Here is a 16,490-nt window from a genome sequence, read left to right on the forward strand (position 1 = left end):
CTGACCTGGTACGCGGTCCGCGAGCGGGAACCGGGTGCGAGACAGGCGACTTCCCGCCACCACGACGACCTCGGGTGGCGGGCAGTCGCCTGTCCGGCCGTGCTCGAAGGCGCCGGACGCCCGGATCACCGGCGCAGATGACGAGGCGGGGAACCACCGGGCGCCGCTCGGCGGACAACCCCGCCGGGATTAGGCTTGGACCATGGCCACCGTCTCGTTGAAGCAGGACCCCGCCGTGCTCGCCGCGCGCCTGACCCGTGCCGCGGAAACCGCTGCCGCCTCCGACCTGGACGCGCTGCTGATCACGCCCGGCTCCGACCTTCGCTATCTGCTGGGCGCCGGAGGTGAGTCGCACGAGCGGCTGACCTGCCTGGTGCTGCCCGCCGACGGCCGACCCGCCCTCGTGGTGCCCAAGCTGGAGGCCCCCGGGTACGCCGACGTGCCGCTCGACGACCTCGGCATCGAGGTCGTGACCTGGGTCGACGGCCAGGACTCGCACCGGATCGTGGCCGACCTGCTGGGCACGCCCTCGCGCATCGCGGTGGCCGACGCGATGCCCGCGCTGCACACGATCCCGCTGCGCGGCGCGCTTCCCGACGCCGAGCAGGTGCTGGCCTCGCCGGTGCTGCGCGAGCTGCGGATGCGCAAGGACGCCACCGAGCTGCAGGCGCTGCGCGACGCCGGTGCCGCGATCGACCGGGTGCACGCCCGGATGGCGGAGTTCCTCAAGCCCGGCCGCACCGAGGCCGAGGTCGGCGCCGACATCGGCGAGGCCATCATCGCCGAGGGCCACACCGAGGCCGCGTTCATCATCGTCGGCTCCGGCCCCAACGGCGCCAGCCCGCACCACTCGGTGTCCGACCGGGTCATCGAGCGCGGTGACGTGGTGGTCATCGACATCGGCGGCCCGATCGCCAGCGGCTACAACTCCGACTGCACCCGCACCTACGCCGTCGGCGAGCCCTCCGGGGCCGACGTGCGCGAGACCTACGCGGTCCTGCAGGCCGCCCAGCGCGCCGCCGTCGACGCCGTGCGGCCCGGTGCCACCGCCGAGTCCGTCGACGCCGCCGCCCGCGAGCCGATCGCCGCGGCGGGCTTCGGTGAGAACTTCGTGCACCGGACCGGTCACGGCATCGGCCTCGACGTGCACGAGGAGCCCTACGTCGTCGGCGGCAACGACCTGGTCCTCGAAGCGGGCATGGCGTTCAGCGTCGAGCCCGGCATCTACCAGCAGGGCAAGTGGGGTGCGCGGATCGAGGACATCGTGATCGTCACCGAGGACGGCGTGGAGAGCGTGAACAACCAGCCGCACGAGCTGGTGGTGCTGCCGGCGTGAGCGAACGGAACACCGGCCCGGGTGCCCTGGAGGCCACCGATCGGGCGATCCTGCGCGAGCTCGCGCGCGACGGCCGATGCAGCTTCACCGAGCTGGCCGAGCGCGTAGGGCTCAGCGTGTCGGCCGTGCACCAGCGCGTCCGGCGGCTGGAGCAGCGGGGCGCGCTGCAGGGCTACACGGCGAAGGTGGACGGTGAGCAGATCGGTCTGCCGCTGACCGCGTTCATCTCGCTGACCCCGATCGACCCGGCCGCCCCGGACGACTACCCGCAGCGGCTGCAGCACCTGCCGGAGATCGAGTCCTGCTACTCGGTCGCCGGTGACGAGTCCTACATCCTCCAGGTCCGGGTGGCCTCGCCGCTGGGGCTGGAGGACCTGCTGCGCCAGATCCGCGAGGCCGCGAAGGTCTCGACCCGCACCACCGTCGTGCTGTCCACGCCGTTCGAGAACCGGCCGCCCGCAATCTGATTCGCGAAACCGCGCTCGTGGAGCGCGGTCCGGTTCACCGGTGGGCGTCGGCGAGCGGCACGGCCGTGAGGTTGCCGCGCTCGTCGGGCAGGCAGGCCGCGCCGGGCTCGGTGGTGGCCAGGAACTCGCCGAGGCAGCGGGCCAGCTGGGCGTGGCCGGCGGCGTTGGCGTGGAAGGACTCCTGCATCGCGTGCGGTGCGCGCTGCTCGTCCTTGAGCGCTTCCCAGTCGACCGTGAGCCGGGTGAACCACTCGCCGCTCGCGGTCCGCGGATCACCGGTGCACGCCTCGTGGCCGTGGCCCGCCCGCGAGAGGTCCAGGAACCGCGCACCGGCCTGGCGGGCCACGTCGTGCAGCCCGTCGGAGAGCTGCGGCACGCCGACGTCGCGGATCCACGCCAGGTCGCTCGGCTGGAACGGGCACCCGGACAGGCCCTGCAGCTCCGGCCGCACCTCCGGGCCCACCGGGGACGCGTAGGACTGCACGATCAGCTGATAGCTGGTGGGCGTGTAGCCGGCGCTGTCCATCGCCGCGCGGATGTCGTGCACCGCCGCGAGAGCCTTGGGCTCCATCCGCTCCACCCGCTGCGGCCACCGGTCCTGCAGCTGCGTCGCGCAGCCCTGCGGGGCGCGGCGGGCCCAGGACTCCACGCACTGGTTGACCACCTCGGTGAAGCCCGGGTCGTCGTTGGCGCCGATCTGCACCACGACGTCGGTGATCCGGTACCGCTGGGCCAGCTCGGCCAGCTGCACCGACTGGGACTTCTCGGCCCCGACGAACTCCTGGTCGCTGAGCAGCGACTCGGTGCGGGCACCGGAGCAGGCCAGGTTGATCCGGGTCACCTCCGGCGGCAGGCGCAGCTGGTTGACCGGGGCGGCGGGGGAGCGGTGGCACCAGTTGTCGTTCTCGCCGTTGGTGCCCGCGACGTAGTTGCCGCCACCTTCACCGGACAGCGTGGAGTCACCGACCGTCACCACGGCGGCCGGCAGCTGCTTGGGTTGCAGCGGCAGACTCGGCAGGTACTGGTCGCTGATCAGCACCGCGAGGGCCAGCAGGCTTCCCACGAGCAGGAGGATGAGCGATTTCGACTTGTGCGCCCGCATCACCGTGAGTCTACGAAGCCGCCCCCGGCCGCCCACCGGCACCTGCGGTCGCGGCGGGTCGCGGGGTCCCGCCCGGGCGTTGTGAGGTTCGCCGGAAATGTCCCGGGGTGGTTTGGGAGAATTTCCGGCCCGTCGTTCGTTGGACGGGGTGCAACGCCTGTGTCTACTGGAGGTCCTGGGTGCCGATCCTCGTGCTGCTCCTCATCGCCGGGGTCGCCGAACTCGCCGTGCTGATCGCGATGGGTCAGGCGATCGGGCTGCTGCCCACGCTCGGCCTGCTCGTGCTGGGCGCGGTCCTGGGCAGCTGGCTGCTGCGCCGCGAGGGGCGCCGCACCCTCGCCGAGGTCCGCGAGGCCGCCAGGATGCGCAGGTCCGCCGACAAGGAGATCTCCGACGGCATGCTCATCGCCGCCGGTGGCCTGCTGATCGTGCTGCCCGGGTTCCTCAGCGACGTCGCCGGGCTCCTGCTGCTCCTGCCGCCGACCAGGGCGGTCGTGCGCAAGCGCATGATGCGCGCCGCCGAGAAGCGCGCCAAGCAGATGCAGGACCAGGTGTGGCTGCACCAGCAGCGGTTCCACCGCGGCGGCGGCCGCCAGGGCGACTTCATCGACGGCGAGGTCGTCGACGAGACCGACGACACCCCGCCGCGCGACACCCCGATCATCCTGCCGCCGCAGCAGGTCCGCTCCGAGCGCCTCGACGAGCCGCCGCAGCGCTGACCGGACCGCTTCCGGGTGCGCGCCGCCTGGAACGGGGCCTGAGCTTGGCGTTCACGGTTATCGCGACAGGTTCAAGGCCGGGCGGTTAGTGCGGGTAAGCTCGTCAGAACGATCGTTGCCGGTGCGGATCGGGGGCTGAGTTCGATCACGGGATCGGCGCCTTGAGCCGCCCGGCGTGAGCGGACTGCGCAGTTGAACCCCGGAACGCGGAAAGCACGAAGGACATGCCCGAGACCACGTTGTTGCTCGGCGGCCGAATCCACTCGCCCGCCGACGCCGCCGCCACCGCGATGGCCGTCACCGACGGCGTCGTCTCGTGGCTCGGCGCCGACGAGGTCGGCCGTGCGCTGCACCGCCCGATGCCGAGGTCGTCGACCTCGAAGGCGCGTTCGTCACTCCCGCCTTCGTCGACTCCCACGTGCACGCCACCTCGACCGGTCTGCTGCTGCGCGGCCTGGACCTGACCGGCTGCGCTTCGCTGACGGAGTTCCTGCACGCGCTGCGCGACCACGTGGCCGAGTACCCGGGCGCCCTGGTGTGGGGGCACGGCTGGGACGAGACCTGGTGGCCCGAGCGGAGACCCCCGACGCGCGAGGAGATCGACACCGCTTCCGGTGGCGCCCCGGTGTACCTCTCGCGCATCGACGTGCACTCCGCGCTGGTGTCGACCGCGCTGGTCAACCTGGACCCGCTGGCCCGCGGCGCCGAGGGCTGGAGCGACGACGGTCCGCTGACCCGCGCCGCGCACCACCACGTGCGCCGCGCCGCCCGCGACGCGCTGGGCTCGGGCCAGCGCAAGGAGGCGCAGCTGGCGTTCCTGCAGCAGGCCGCCGCCCGCGGTGTGGCCTGCGTGCACGAGTGCGCCGGGCCGGACATCTCCGGTGCCGAGGACCTGGTGGAGCTGCTGGCGCTGTCGCAGCAGGGCGGGGTGCCCGAGGTCGTCGGCTACTGGGGGGAGCTGGGCGCCGTCGAGCGCGCCCGCGATCTCGGTGCTCGCGGCCTGGCCGGGGACCTGTTCGTCGACGGCGCCGTCGGTTCCCGCACCGCCGCGCTGAGCGAGCCCTACACCGACGACCCGTCCACGGCGGGAGTGCTCTACCTCGACGCCGACGCGGTCGCGGAACACCTGGTGGCCTGCACCCGGGCCGGGATCCAGGCCGGGTTCCACGTCATCGGCGACGCCGGGGTCGCCGAGGTGTGCGCGGGGTTCCGCAAGGCCGCCGAGGTCGTCGGCGCGCCCGCGCTGGCGAGCGTGCGGCACCGCCTGGAGCACCTGGAGATGATCGACGAGGAGCAGGCCGCCGAGCTCGGTTCCTACGGCGTGGTCGCCTCGGTGCAGCCCGGTTTCGACGCCGCCTGGGGCGGTGACGGCGACATGTACGCGCGCCGGCTGGGCCTGCCGCGCGGCACCCTGCTCAACCCGTTCTCGCAGCTGGCCGCCCACGGCGTGCTGCTGGCGCTGGGGTCGGACGCGCCGGTGACGCCGGTGGACCCGTGGCGGTCGGTGCAGGCCGCGGTGAACCACCGCACCGACGGGTTCGGGATCTCGCCGCGCGCCGCGTTCACCGCGCACACCCGGGGCGGCTGGCGCGCCGCCGGGGTCGACGACGGTGTGACAGGGACGCTGGTGCCCGGGGCTCCCGCCACCTACGCCGTGTGGGACGCCGGTGAGCTCGTGGTGGCCGCCACCGATTCGCGGGTGCAGCGCTGGTCGACCGATCCGCGGTCGGGCGTGCCGCCGCTGCCGGACCTCTCGCCGCAGGCGCCGATGCCGCGCTGCCTGCGCACGGTCCTGCGCGGCCGGACGATCTTCCAGCACGACCCCGAAGACGACGAGCTCGCGTAAACCCGGGCCGCACATGGAGTTCCCCGATCTCCCGGTCCGCCCGGTCCTGGGTGAGGTCACCTCCGCGCTGACCGGGCACGGCACCGCCGTTCTCGTGGCCCCGCCGGGCACCGGCAAGACGACGCTGGTTCCCCTGGCGCTGGCCGAGGCCGGGTTGCGGGTCGTCGTCGCCGAACCGCGCAGGCTGGCTACCCGCGCCGCGGCCGGTCGGATGGCCGAGCTGCTGGGGGAGCGGGTCGGGCAGCGCGTCGGCTACTCGGTGCGGGGCGAGCGCAAGCGCGGACCGGACACGGTCGTCGAGGTGGTGACCTCGGGTCTGCTGGTGCGCCGGTTGCAGGCCGACCCGGAGCTGTCCGGGGTGGACGTGGTGGTGCTCGACGAGTGCCACGAGCGGCACCTCGACGCCGACCTGCTGCTCGCGCTGCTGCTGGACGCCCGCGAAGGGCTGCGACCGGACCTGAAGGTGCTGGCGACCTCGGCGACGGTGGCCGCCGAGCGGGTGGCCGACCTGCTCGACGGCGCGCCCGTGCTGCACGCCCGCGCCCGCACGCATCCGGTGCGCGTCGAGCACGTGCCACCGCAGCGCGGGGAGCGCACCGAGTCCGCGGTGGCGCGAGCGACCCGCGCCGCGCTGTCCGAGCAGGACGGCGACGTGCTGGTCTTCCTGCCGGGCGCCGGTGAGATCCGCCGCGTCGCCGGGCAGCTCGCCGATCTGTCCGATGTGGACGTTCTGCCGCTGCACGGCAGGCTCGCGCACTCCCAGCAGGACACGGCTCTGCGGGCGGGGACTCGAAGGCGGGTCGTGCTGGCCACCGCGGTCGCCGAGTCCAGCCTGACCGTGCCCGGGGTGCGGGCCGTGGTCGACTCGGGGCTGGCGCGGGTTTCGCGGACCGACGTCCGGCGCGGGTTGTCCGGGTTGACGACCGTGCGCGTCTCGGCCGCGGTCGCCGAGCAGCGCGCCGGTCGTGCCGGCAGGCAGGGGCCCGGCGTGGTGTACCGCTGCTGGCCCGAGCACGAGCACTCGACGCTGCCGGACTACCCCGAGCCGGAGATCCGCACTGCCGAACTCACCCGGCTGGCACTGGAACTGGCCTGCTGGGGCACTCCCGACGGTTCGGCGCTGTCGTGGTGGGACGTCCCGCCGAGCGGGGCGCTGTCCGCCGGGCGCGAGGTGCTGCGGGGTCTCGGCGCGCTCGACGGGTCCGGGTCGGTCACCGAGCGGGGCAGGCGGATGGCCGGGTTCGGTCTGCACCCGCGCTTGGCGCGGGCCCTGCTCGACGGCGCCGACAGCGCCGGAAGCGAGGTCGCCGCCGAGGTGGTCGCGCTGCTCGACAACGACAACCTGACCACCGAGGTCGACGTGACCACTGCGCTGTCGCGGCTGCGCTCCGGCGGGCCCGGCGCGCAGCGCTGGCGGGAGGAGGCCCGCAGGCTCGCCGCGCAGGTGCCCGACGCGCCGCGCGGCGACGGCGACGAAGCCCTGGTGGTGGCGCTGGCGCAGCCCGAGCGGCTCGCGCGGCGCCGCGGCGAGGACTCCGCCACGTACCTGATGGCCTCCGGGACCGCGGTCGAGCTGCGCTCGGGCTCGGCGCTGCGCGGGTCGGAGTGGCTGGCCGTGGCCGTCGCCGACCGCGCGCCCGGGCGGTCGGCCGGTGTCATCCGGCTCGCCGCCCCCGCCGACGAGGAGCTGGCCCGCCGCGCCGCGCCCGCGCTGCTCGCCGAGGAGGACGAGATCTCCTGGGCCGACGGCGACGTGCGCGCCGTGCGGGTGCGGCGGCTCGGCGCGATCCCGCTGGCGACCAGGCCGCTGCGCGACCCCGATCCGGAGCAGGTCCGCCGCGCGCTGCTGGAGGGCCTGCGCGCCGAGGCGCTCGAACCGCTGCGGTGGAACGACGACGCGCGGCGGTTGCGGCAGCGCTTGGCGTTCCTGCACCGGGCGATCGGCGACCCGTGGCCCGCCACCGACGACGAGTCCCTGCTGGAGGCCGCGGACCGGTGGCTGGAACCGGAGCTCTCCCAGGCGCGACGTCGCGCGGACCTGCGGCTGGCCGCCGGGGAGGCGTTGCGGCGCCTCGTCCCCTGGTCGGAGGTGGGCAGGCTGGACGAGCTCGCTCCCGACCGCATCGCCGTGCCCTCCGGGTCGCAGATCCGGGTCGACTACAGCGCCGAGCAGCCCGCCCTGCCGGTCAAGCTGCAGGAGGTCTTCGGATGGCAGCGGGCACCGCGCATCGCCGACGGGCGGGTGCCGGTGGTGCTGCACCTGCTCTCGCCCGCCGGGCGACCGGCCGCGGTGACCGGTGACCTCGAATCCTTCTGGCGGAGCGGATATCCGCAGGTCCGGGCCGAACTGCGCGGCCGCTACCCGAAGCACCCGTGGCCCGAGGACCCCACCGGCGCGACGCCGACGCGGGGGGCCAACCGGCGGCGGTGAACGGCGCTGCGCCGGTGGGGTTCTCGAGCCGGGGCGTGCCCGCTCGTGGTCGTGCGGTGTGGAGTTGTCAAGCAGCAATCGAACTGGTGTGCCCATTGTGCCGCGTGGGTGAACGCGGGCGCGACCGAAATGGGCCGCACGATCGGTTGGTCGACGCCATTACGCTGCGAAACTGGTTGGAAGACCGCACCATTGAGTGACCACTGTGGATGTATCCACAGGTCACACCCATCGTTCGGCTCGGCTGGCCGGAGCTCCGACCGTCACCCGAAATTCCGAACCCGCTCCGCTCGTAGATCGTTAGCATGAAAATCGAGCTCCGCTCAGCGTCCCCGTGCACGCTGCGAACAGGCCGTCGGCACCTCGACCAGGGAGCGTTCGATGGACAGCACCGCGACACCGGCCCGCCCCTGGCGCACCGCGCTCCTCGCCGGCATGGCCTCGTTCCTCGATTCCAGCGCCCTGGTGTCCGCGGGCATCGTCGTCGGCACCCTCTATCCCGAGTCGATGTCGTTGTCGGACGGGCAGATCGGGCTGGTCCTGGGCCTGCAGACGCTGTCGTTCGCGCTCGGCGCGCTGGTCGGCGGGCGGCTCGGCGACCGCTTCGGCCGCCGCCGGATCTTCACCTGGTCGCTGGCCGCCTACGCCCTCGGTGCCGTGCTGCTCGCGGCGGCCACCGGACCGGGGCCGCTGGTCATCGGCGCGGTGGTGATCGGTCTGGCGATCGGCGCGGACCTGCCCGTGTCGCTGGCGATGATCAACGAGGAGGCGCCGGAAGGCCGCAAGGCCGGGCTCGTGGTGTTCTCCTCGGTGCTGTGGAACGTCGGCATCGCGGTGACCATGCTGGTCAGCGCACTGCTGTCGGGCCTCGGGGCCGTCGGTGGGCGAATCCTGTTCGGCTACCTCGTCGTGGTCGCGCTGGTGGTGCTCGGACTGCGGCTGACGATGCGGGAATCCGCCGAGTGGCGCCGGGCCCGGAATGCCGTCGAATCGGGGGAGTCGGTGCGGTTCCGCGACCTCCCGCAGCTGCTGCGACCGCCGCTGCTGCCGGGGCTGCTGGCCACGGCCCTGTACTACGCGATGTGGAACGTCGGCGCGAACACGATGGGCCAGTTCGGCTCGTTCCTCCACGTCAACGTCGTCGGCGGCGATGTCGCCACATACTCGCTGTTCAGCACCGTCGGACTCGGCGTCGGACTGGTCGCTGGCGTGGTGTTCATGCGCTACGTCGACACCGCCGCGCGCGGGCCGCTGTTCGCCGCCGGGTCGGCGATCATCGTGCTGGCGTGGGTGCTCCCGCTCGTCGTGGGCTTCAGCGAGTTCTCGCTGCTGGCGACGCTGCTGCTGTCCGGGCTGGGCAGCGCCTTCGCCGGCGAGACCCTCTACAAGGTGTGGTCGCAGGAGCTGTTCCCGACGCTGCTGCGCACCACCGCGCAAGGGGTCACGATCGCCTTCGGCCGGGTCGTGGCGGCGCTGATCGGTTTCGCGACCCCGGCCCTGGCCACGGCCGGCGCGGGCGGCACCTTCGCCGGTGTTGCGGTCCTGGCGCTCCTCGCCGCCGGAATCGGCTTGCTCTGGATACCCCGTCTGCCGGGTGCGCGACAGCTCACCTCGGTCGAGAAGAACGCTCTGTGAAAGGAACTCGTGGATCCGCACCTCCCCGACGGCCCCGACCGCTCCGCGCTCTGGATCGGCAGGTGGACCGACCCGGCCCATCGCGTTCTCCGCTCGATCGACTCCGATGAGATCGCCTGGATCGGGCCGGGGGAGTCGCTGGGCCAGACCTTCACCGCGCCGGGCAGGTTCACCGCCGTCGGCGTCGACCTGGTCCGCGAGGGCGAACCGCGCGGCAGGCTGGAGCTGCGCGACGCAGCGGGTGCGGTCCTGGCCGACGCGGTCGTGGAGGTCGGCGGTTTCCGGTGGGACCGCTTCGCCCACTACCTCGAACTCGCCGAACCGGGCGAGCCGGGGGAGCACCGGGTCGAGCTGACCGTCGACCGCGGCCGGGTCGGCTGGCGGACCCGCACGAACGCGACGGAAACCCTCGCCGACGACGGAGTCTCACCGCTCCCGGTGGACGGGATCGCGCTGCGCGACGGGATGGTCGAACGGGGTGTGCGGGCGATCGGAGTGGACACCGTGCCCGCGCCCAACCCCGTGTTCCGCACCGCCTTCGACGTCCCCGAGGGCGCGCGCGAAGCGCGGCTGACCGCGGTCGGGTTGGGGTACGGCGTGTTCCGGCTCAACGGGCGCGAGGTCACCGAGGACGTCCTCGAACCCGCCCAGACCGCCTACGACCGCACCGTGCTGCACCGCACCTACGAGGTCGCGCTGGAACCCGGCCGCAACACCCTCACCGCCGAGCTCGGCCGCGGCTTCTACTCCGCGCGCGGCGCCAACACGTGGGGCTGGAACCTCGCGCCGTGGCACCGGGAACCGGTCCTGCTCGCCCAGCTGGAGTACCTCGACGCCGACGGGGCCCGCCACGTCGTGACCTCCGGTCCGGACTGGGAGGTCGCGGCCGGTCCGACCACCGAGGACCTGCTCTACACCGGCGAGACCGTCGACGCGCGCACCGAACTCCGCTGGGAACCGGCCATCGCGGTCGCACCCCCCGGCGGGCTGCTGAAGGAGGCGACCGCGCCACCGGTCCGGCGCGCCGAAGTCCTGGCGGCGCAACGGGAGACGACCGTCGGAGGCACGACCGTGCACGACTTCGGCACCATCCTCGCCGGTCGGCTGCGCTGCTCGATCCGCGGGGAACCCGGAGCGGAGGTCGTCGTGCGCTACGCCGAGCAGCTCGCCGAGGACGGCACCGCGCGCACCGACAACGTCCTGGCCGCCGGGCCGTCCCAGGTCGACCGCTACGTCGTCGGCTCCGGACCGGTCACCTGGGAACCGCAGTTCTCCTACAAGGGGTTCCGCTACGCGAGCGTGCAGGTCCGCGGCAACGCCGTCGTCAGCGACGTGCGGGCGGTGCGGCTGGTCACCGCGGTCGCCGAGGCGGGCTCGTTCGTCTGCGAGGACGAGACGCTGAGCTGGATCGACGCGGCCACGGCGCGCACCTTCCTGAACAACCTGCACGGCGTGCCCACCGATACGCCGGTGTACGAGAAGAACGGGTGGACCGCCGACGCGCACCTGGGCACCGAGGCGGTGCTGCACCACTTCGGGCTGAAGGACTCGCTGGTCAAGTGGCTCGACGATCACGTCGACGCGCTCGACGGGACCGGCATGGTGCCGATGATCGTGCCCACCCCGGGCTGGGGTCGCGAACCCGATCCGGCGTGGAGCGCCTCGATGGTGCTCATTCCGTGGAACCTGTACTGGGAGCACGGCGATCGCGCCTTGTTGGAGCGCTACGGGGACCCGATCCGCGGTTACACCGACCGGCTGCTGGAGCTCGCCGAGGGCGGGTTGTGGCGCGGCGACAGCTGGGGCGACTGGCTCTCGCCCGGGCACTGGCACGCGCCCGAGGGGCCGGAGCCGACGGCGACGATGATGCTCTACCGGGTGGTCTCGCGCGCCGCCGACATCTGCCAGGTGCTCGGGTGGAACGGCGACGCCGAGCGCTACCGCGACGCCGGACGCACGATCGCCGCCGCCTACCACGCGAAGTACTTCGACCGGGCCAGCGCCACCTACCGCTCGCCCGAGGCGGGGTACCGGCAGTCGATGAACGTGCTGCCGCTGGCCTTCGGCGCGGTGCCGACCTACGTCGCCGGGGCCGTCGGCGCGGGTCTGGTCGACCACGTCGAGTACCGCTCCCGGGGGCACCTGGACTGCGGGGCGGTGGCGGCCAAGCACCTGCTGCCGGTGCTGGCCGACGTGGGTCGCGCGGATCTGGCGATCACCGTGGCGACCCGGCCGGACCGGCCCGGTTGGGGCATCTGGCGGCGGCTCGGGATGGAGACGCTGATGGAGTCGTGGGACGAGAGCGCCCGCTCCCACAACCACTACTTCCTCGGCGCGGCCTCGGCGTGGATCCAGCAGCGGGTCGGCGGGTTGCGCGCCACCAGTCCCGGGTGGCGGACCTTCGACATCGCCCCGGTGCAGGACGATCGCGTGACCTGGGCCGACGTCCGCCACACCACGCCGCACGGGCACACCGGGGTCGCGTGGCGCCGGGACGAGGACGCCTGGGAGTTCGAGGTCGAGGTGCCCGAGGGCAGCGTGGCGACCGTGCGGTTGCCCGGGCAGAGCCCCGCGCGGTTGCCGGGCGGGCGGCACGGGATCAGCCGGCCGGCCACACCCGGGGTGGATCGCTAGGCGCGGTGGGCGCGTCGCTGTCGGCGGCCCGCCCCGGTCGTCGGAAAGCCTTGCGGGCGAACGAGATCAGCGAGTAGAGCGTCAGGTCCCGGGTTCGGCTGAGCACCCACGGGACACCCTTGATCAGCAGCCAGCGGACGTGGTCGATGCGGGTCACCGGAACACCGCCGGAGCAGGTCAGCGACACCTCCGAGGGCACCAGCAGGCCCTGCCCGGCCAGCCCGGCGGCGAAGGCGGCGGCCAGCATCCGGTGGCCCAGCTCGGAGGGGTGCAGCCGGTCGACGCTCCACGCCGCGCGGTGGTAGGCGCCGGGCAGCCGGTCGAGGTCGACGACCGCGGCCCCGTGCGTCTCGGCGACCGACGTGAGGACGCGGTTGAGCGCGTCGATGCGCCGGTTCAGCATCCGCCGCAGCGGTCCCGGCAGCCGGAAGACCCGGGCGTGGTCGTGGTAGCGGATGGTGACCACCGCCGCGCCCGCCGCCACCAGAGAGCGCACCACGTGGTCGAGCTGCTGCCGCAGCAGTCGCGGGTCGAAGTCGGCGCGCATCGTGTCGTTCATGCCGACCATGAGCACCGCCGCGTCGGGAGCCACCCGCAGCGCGGCGGGCAGCTGGGCGCGCCAGACCTCGGGGACCCGCGCGCCGCTGGTCGCGAGGTTGGTGAAGCGGGCGGCCCCGATCGCCTCGGCGAGCAGGGGCGCGAACCCGCGCCACCGGCCGCCCGCGATCGGATCGCCCATGCCCGCGGCCACGGAGTCGCCGAGCACCGCGAGGCTGCGGACTCTTCGCGAACCGGGGAGCCCGGTCGTCATCGCGTCGTGCACCGGATCATCGTGATCCGGGCAGCTCCTGGCGGGGTAAGACGAGGGTGAAGGCGGAACGACGGGTGGGCGAAAACTCCGGTGTCGGCGAAGCGCGGCAGGGGGCGGTTCTTCCTCGAATCACCCGTGATCGATGTCCGAAATGTCGGCGCAGTTCGAGGAAGAACCGTCCCCTGGTGCGGGGTGCGCCCGACGTGCTCAGCGGTTGCGGGCCGCTGCGGCGAGGTCGGTGATGATGCGTTCGAGCACGGGACGCGGGGTGGCGAAGTTGAGGCGGGCGTGGCCGCGTCCCTCCTCGCCGCAGGCGGGACCGTCGGTGAGGACCACACCGGCGCGCTCGTGGAAGAACTCGCCGGGGTGGTCGCCCAGGTCCAGGGAGCGGAAGTCCAGCCAGGCCAGGTAGGTGCCCTCCGGCTTCCGGTAGCCGACCTCGGGCAGGTGCTCGGCCAGCAGCGACGCGACGGCGCGGCGGTTGCCGTCGAGGTAGTCGAGCACCTCGTCCAGCCACGGCTGCCCGGCGGTGTAGGCGGCGGTGTTGGCGATGACGCCGAGGTTGGAGGCGCCTTCGGTGACGTGCTCGCCGAGGGAGCGCAGGAGCTCGGCGTCGGCGTCGTTGGACAGCAGCAGCTGGGCGCACTTCAGGCCCGGCAGATTCCACGCCTTGGACGCCGAGGTCGCGGTGATGGTGTGACCGGCTGCGGTGTCCGACAGCGACGCGTACGGCGTGTGCCGGTGTCCCTCGTGGACCAGCGGTGCGTGGATCTCGTCGGAGAACACCCGGCCGCCGTGGCGGTCGACGACCTCGCAGACCGCCGACAGCTCCTCCGGGGTGAACACGCGGCCCAGCGGATTGTGCGGGTTGACCAGCACCAGGAGGTTCCCGCCCACCCGGAACGCCGCGTCCAGACCGTCGAGGTCGAGGGTGAACCGGTCGCCGTCATCGACCAGCGGAACCGCGATGAGCTCGCGCCCCATCGCGCCCGGAACCTTCAGGAACGGCATGTAGGCCGGGGTGGGCAGGACGACCTTGCTGCCCGGCTCGCTGAAGTGCTCGATGGTGAGCTTCAGCGCCCGGATGACGTCGGGGATCGCGTGCACGCGATCCGGCTCGATCCGCCAGCCGTGGCGCCGTGCCTGGTAGTCGGCGCACGCCCGGGACATCTCGGCGGTCAGGAGGGGCGGCAGGTAGCCGAAGTTCAGCCCGTCGACGCCGGTGTGCAGCGCCTCCAGCACGGCCGGCGAGGTGCCGAAGTCCATCTCGGCGACGAACGCGCCGATCGCGTCCCCGTGCAGCGTCCACTTGAGACCCCCGCGCGCACGCAGGTCCTCGATCGTCACGGCGCTGGTCGTCACGGGGTCGAAAGCGTTGCCCACACTCATCCTCTCCGCAGGTCCTTCTGGAACCAGTGTGAGGCGTAGCGGGCGTCGTTGTAAGCCGGGATTTCGACGTAACCGCGCGTGGCGTACAGACCACGGGCTTCGACCAGATCGGACCGGGTGTCCAGCCGGATCGCGCGATAGCCGAGCGCGGTGGTGCGCTGCTCGATCTCCGCGAGCAGCGCACCACCCAGTCCGCGTCCCCGGGCGGCGGGCCGGACGTACATCCGCTTGAGCTCGGCGACGCCGGGGCCCTGCGCGCGCACGCCCGCGCAACCGACCGGCTCGGTCCCCTCGCGGGCGATCAGGAACACGCCGGTCGGCGGACCCAGCCCGTCGTCCGGGTCCTCGACGAGCGCCTCGTCCACCTCGGTCCCGGTGGCCGGGCGGCCGTAGTAGCGGCTCGCCATCTCGTCGGTGTACTCGCGCAGCAGCGAGCGGGCGAGCGGTCCGCCGACCGGTTCGGCGCGGAAATCGAGTTCGGTGTGCACACGGCGATTCTCGCCGCCCAGTCCACCGATTTCCGCAGTCCACTGATTTCCGCAGTTCGCCGTTTGCTCAGTCCCCGCCCAGACCGAAGACCTTGAGCAGGCTGTAGATGCCGAGCAGCGTGATGGCGATGCTGCTGATCAGCAGGACCACGTTGAACCAGCGCCCGCCGTGCAGCTCCGGGTCGACCTGGGTCTTGCGCAGGTACCAGGTCGCGACCACCACGGCGGGCAGGAAGATGCCGGTCGCCACGCCGCCGATCTGCACCATCACCACCGGCGAGGACACCGACAGGTACGTCGCGCCCCACAGGATCGGCAGCACCACGATGAACCCGCGGACCCACTTCTCCCGCGCCACCTGGTTGTTCCAGTCCAGCACGCCGAGGGTGGCCAGGACGTTGGTGTACATCCGCGACCAGCTCGGGATCGAGGCCCACAGCGTGGATCCGAGCACCGCGATCGCGCCGATGAGGAAGCCGATGGCAGCCCACTCGCCGATCACGTCGGTGTACATCTGGGAGAGCGTGGTGATCATCTCGTTGCCCTCGAGCACCAGGCCCTGCGGGTTCAGCACCGCCGCGCCCATGATGAAGAACGCCAGCGTGCCGACGGTGTAGATGATCCAGGAGACGAAGACGTCCTTGTACATCACGCGGATCCAGCCCTGCGCCCGCGCCTTCCACTCGTCCGAGCCGTCGTTGGGACCGACCCAGCGCGCGTAGCCCTTCTCCACGCACCAGTAGGTGTAGAAGGTGATCTCGTCGGCGCCGACGCCGGTGATGCCGAACATCGCCACCGCGGCGCCGATCGCGCCCGCCGGGATGGTGAAGGTCAGGCCGCTGAGCACGTCGGTGCCGCCGTAGCTGAACGGCGTGAACGGCAGGCCGAGCGCGATGACCACGGTGGCGATGGAGAACACCACGACCAGCGCGAACGCGCCGCGCTCGATGAGGCTGTAGCTGTTGGAGTACAGCAGCGCGATGCTGCCGGCCACCACGATGGCCGTCCACACGCCCAGCGAGGTGGCGCTGAGCGGGTCACCGCCGACCGGGATCAGCATGCTCAGCGCGGAGGCCGTGCCGCCGACGATGCCGCCGATCTGCAGGAACTTCGACAGCGCCATGAGGATCCACAGCGCGTTGATCCAGCCGATCCGGCCGATCTTGGGCGGTACCTCGTTGAACCCGGTCAGCGCGGGCTTGCCGGTGAGGATCGTCCAGCGCGCGAGCTCGGCCTGCACCGCGACCTTCACAGCGGTGGACAGGATCACCATCCACAGCAGGACGAATCCCACCTTCGCGCCGAGCGCGGTGGTGGCGATGAGCTCGCCGGAGCCGACGATCGAGGCGCTGACGATCAGGCCGGGGCCGAGATAGCGCAGGCTGCCCGCCCAGCCGGTGGGTGGTTCCTTGATGCCGTCGGCGGTCAGGAGGTAGGGATCGCCGTTGGCGGTCGCGACCTTGGTTCCCATCGGGCACTCCCTTGTGCCTAGAGGTTGTGCGAAAGACATGCGATTTTCACGGTTGTGAAACTTTCGTACGGTTGTGAAAAGCTACCCACGCGAACACGGCCGGTCAATCGATCTGCGAGACCGGGAATTCCGAAGCCCCGAAAACCGTTGATCACCTCCTG

11 protein-coding genes and 1 pseudogene are annotated in these 16,490 nt (G+C 72.6%); 7 read left to right on the forward strand and 5 right to left on the reverse strand.

All coding sequences use genetic code 11. From position 1 onward, the window contains the following. Positions 1 to 202 precede the first annotated feature (202 nt). Both REH65_RS27590 and REH65_RS27595 read left to right on the forward strand, forming a co-directional pair. On the forward strand, positions 203 to 1,336 hold the full coding sequence (locus REH65_RS27590; protein WP_406689711.1) for a M24 family metallopeptidase: 1,134 nt from the start codon (positions 203 to 205) through the stop codon (positions 1,334 to 1,336). After that, the gene (locus REH65_RS27595) at positions 1,333 to 1,803 is read left to right on the forward strand and encodes an Lrp/AsnC family transcriptional regulator (RefSeq protein WP_406689712.1); all 471 of its coding nucleotides are present in this window, start codon (positions 1,333 to 1,335) and stop codon (positions 1,801 to 1,803) included. Before REH65_RS27590 ends, REH65_RS27595 begins: the two co-directional genes overlap by 4 nt. A 34-nt stretch (positions 1,804 to 1,837) precedes the next feature. Here the strand turns inward: REH65_RS27595 and REH65_RS27600 are convergent, their stop codons facing one another. After that, positions 1,838 to 2,905: a GDSL-type esterase/lipase family protein gene (locus REH65_RS27600; RefSeq protein WP_406689713.1), complete on the reverse strand. Its 1,068-nt coding sequence runs from the start codon at positions 2,903 to 2,905 to the stop codon at positions 1,838 to 1,840. A gap of 179 nt (positions 2,906 to 3,084) precedes the next feature. Between REH65_RS27600 and REH65_RS27605 the strand changes: the two genes are divergently transcribed. The 5 genes and pseudogenes from REH65_RS27605 (at position 3,085) to REH65_RS27625 (ending at position 12,170) form a co-directional block, all read left to right on the forward strand. Then, positions 3,085 to 3,624, forward strand: a complete 540-nt coding sequence (locus tag REH65_RS27605) for an FxsA family protein (RefSeq protein WP_406689714.1) — start codon at positions 3,085 to 3,087, stop codon at positions 3,622 to 3,624. Between the two features lie 224 nt (positions 3,625 to 3,848). After that, a pseudogene (locus REH65_RS27610) lies at positions 3,849 to 5,470 on the forward strand (amidohydrolase). A gap of 13 nt (positions 5,471 to 5,483) precedes the next feature. After that, entirely contained in the window at positions 5,484 to 7,901 is a 2,418-nt protein-coding gene (gene hrpB, locus REH65_RS27615; protein ID WP_406689715.1) for an ATP-dependent helicase HrpB, read from the forward strand. A 381-nt stretch (positions 7,902 to 8,282) separates the two neighbouring features. Next, on the forward strand, positions 8,283 to 9,536 hold the full coding sequence (locus tag REH65_RS27620; protein ID WP_406689716.1) for an MFS transporter: 1,254 nt from the start codon (positions 8,283 to 8,285) through the stop codon (positions 9,534 to 9,536). 9 nt (positions 9,537 to 9,545) lie between these two features. Next, positions 9,546 to 12,170: a family 78 glycoside hydrolase catalytic domain gene (locus tag REH65_RS27625; protein WP_406689717.1), complete on the forward strand. Its 2,625-nt coding sequence runs from the start codon at positions 9,546 to 9,548 to the stop codon at positions 12,168 to 12,170. Here REH65_RS27625 and REH65_RS27630 read toward each other — a convergent pair. From REH65_RS27630 to REH65_RS27645, 4 genes are all read right to left on the reverse strand, one after another. After that, entirely contained in the window at positions 12,136 to 12,993 is an 858-nt protein-coding gene (locus REH65_RS27630) for an SGNH/GDSL hydrolase family protein (RefSeq protein ID WP_406689718.1), read from the reverse strand. The two genes, REH65_RS27625 and REH65_RS27630, sit on opposite strands and share 35 nt — an antisense overlap. Before the next feature lie 195 nt (positions 12,994 to 13,188). Further along, on the reverse strand, positions 13,189 to 14,370 hold the full coding sequence (locus tag REH65_RS27635; RefSeq protein ID WP_406689719.1) for a MalY/PatB family protein: 1,182 nt from the start codon (positions 14,368 to 14,370) through the stop codon (positions 13,189 to 13,191). Further along, the gene (locus tag REH65_RS27640) at positions 14,367 to 14,858 is read right to left on the reverse strand and encodes a GNAT family N-acetyltransferase (RefSeq protein ID WP_406689720.1); all 492 of its coding nucleotides are present in this window, start codon (positions 14,856 to 14,858) and stop codon (positions 14,367 to 14,369) included. The genes REH65_RS27635 and REH65_RS27640 overlap by 4 nt, the downstream gene beginning before the upstream one ends. Before the next feature lie 67 nt (positions 14,859 to 14,925). Continuing rightward, positions 14,926 to 16,329: an Nramp family divalent metal transporter gene (locus REH65_RS27645; protein ID WP_406689721.1), complete on the reverse strand. Its 1,404-nt coding sequence runs from the start codon at positions 16,327 to 16,329 to the stop codon at positions 14,926 to 14,928. Positions 16,330 to 16,490 lie beyond the last annotated feature (161 nt).

The sequence above is a fragment of the Saccharopolyspora sp. ID03-671 genome (assembly GCF_045278815.1).
In the GTDB taxonomy this organism is placed as follows: Bacteria; Actinomycetota; Actinomycetes; order Mycobacteriales; family Pseudonocardiaceae; genus Saccharopolyspora; species Saccharopolyspora ipomoeae.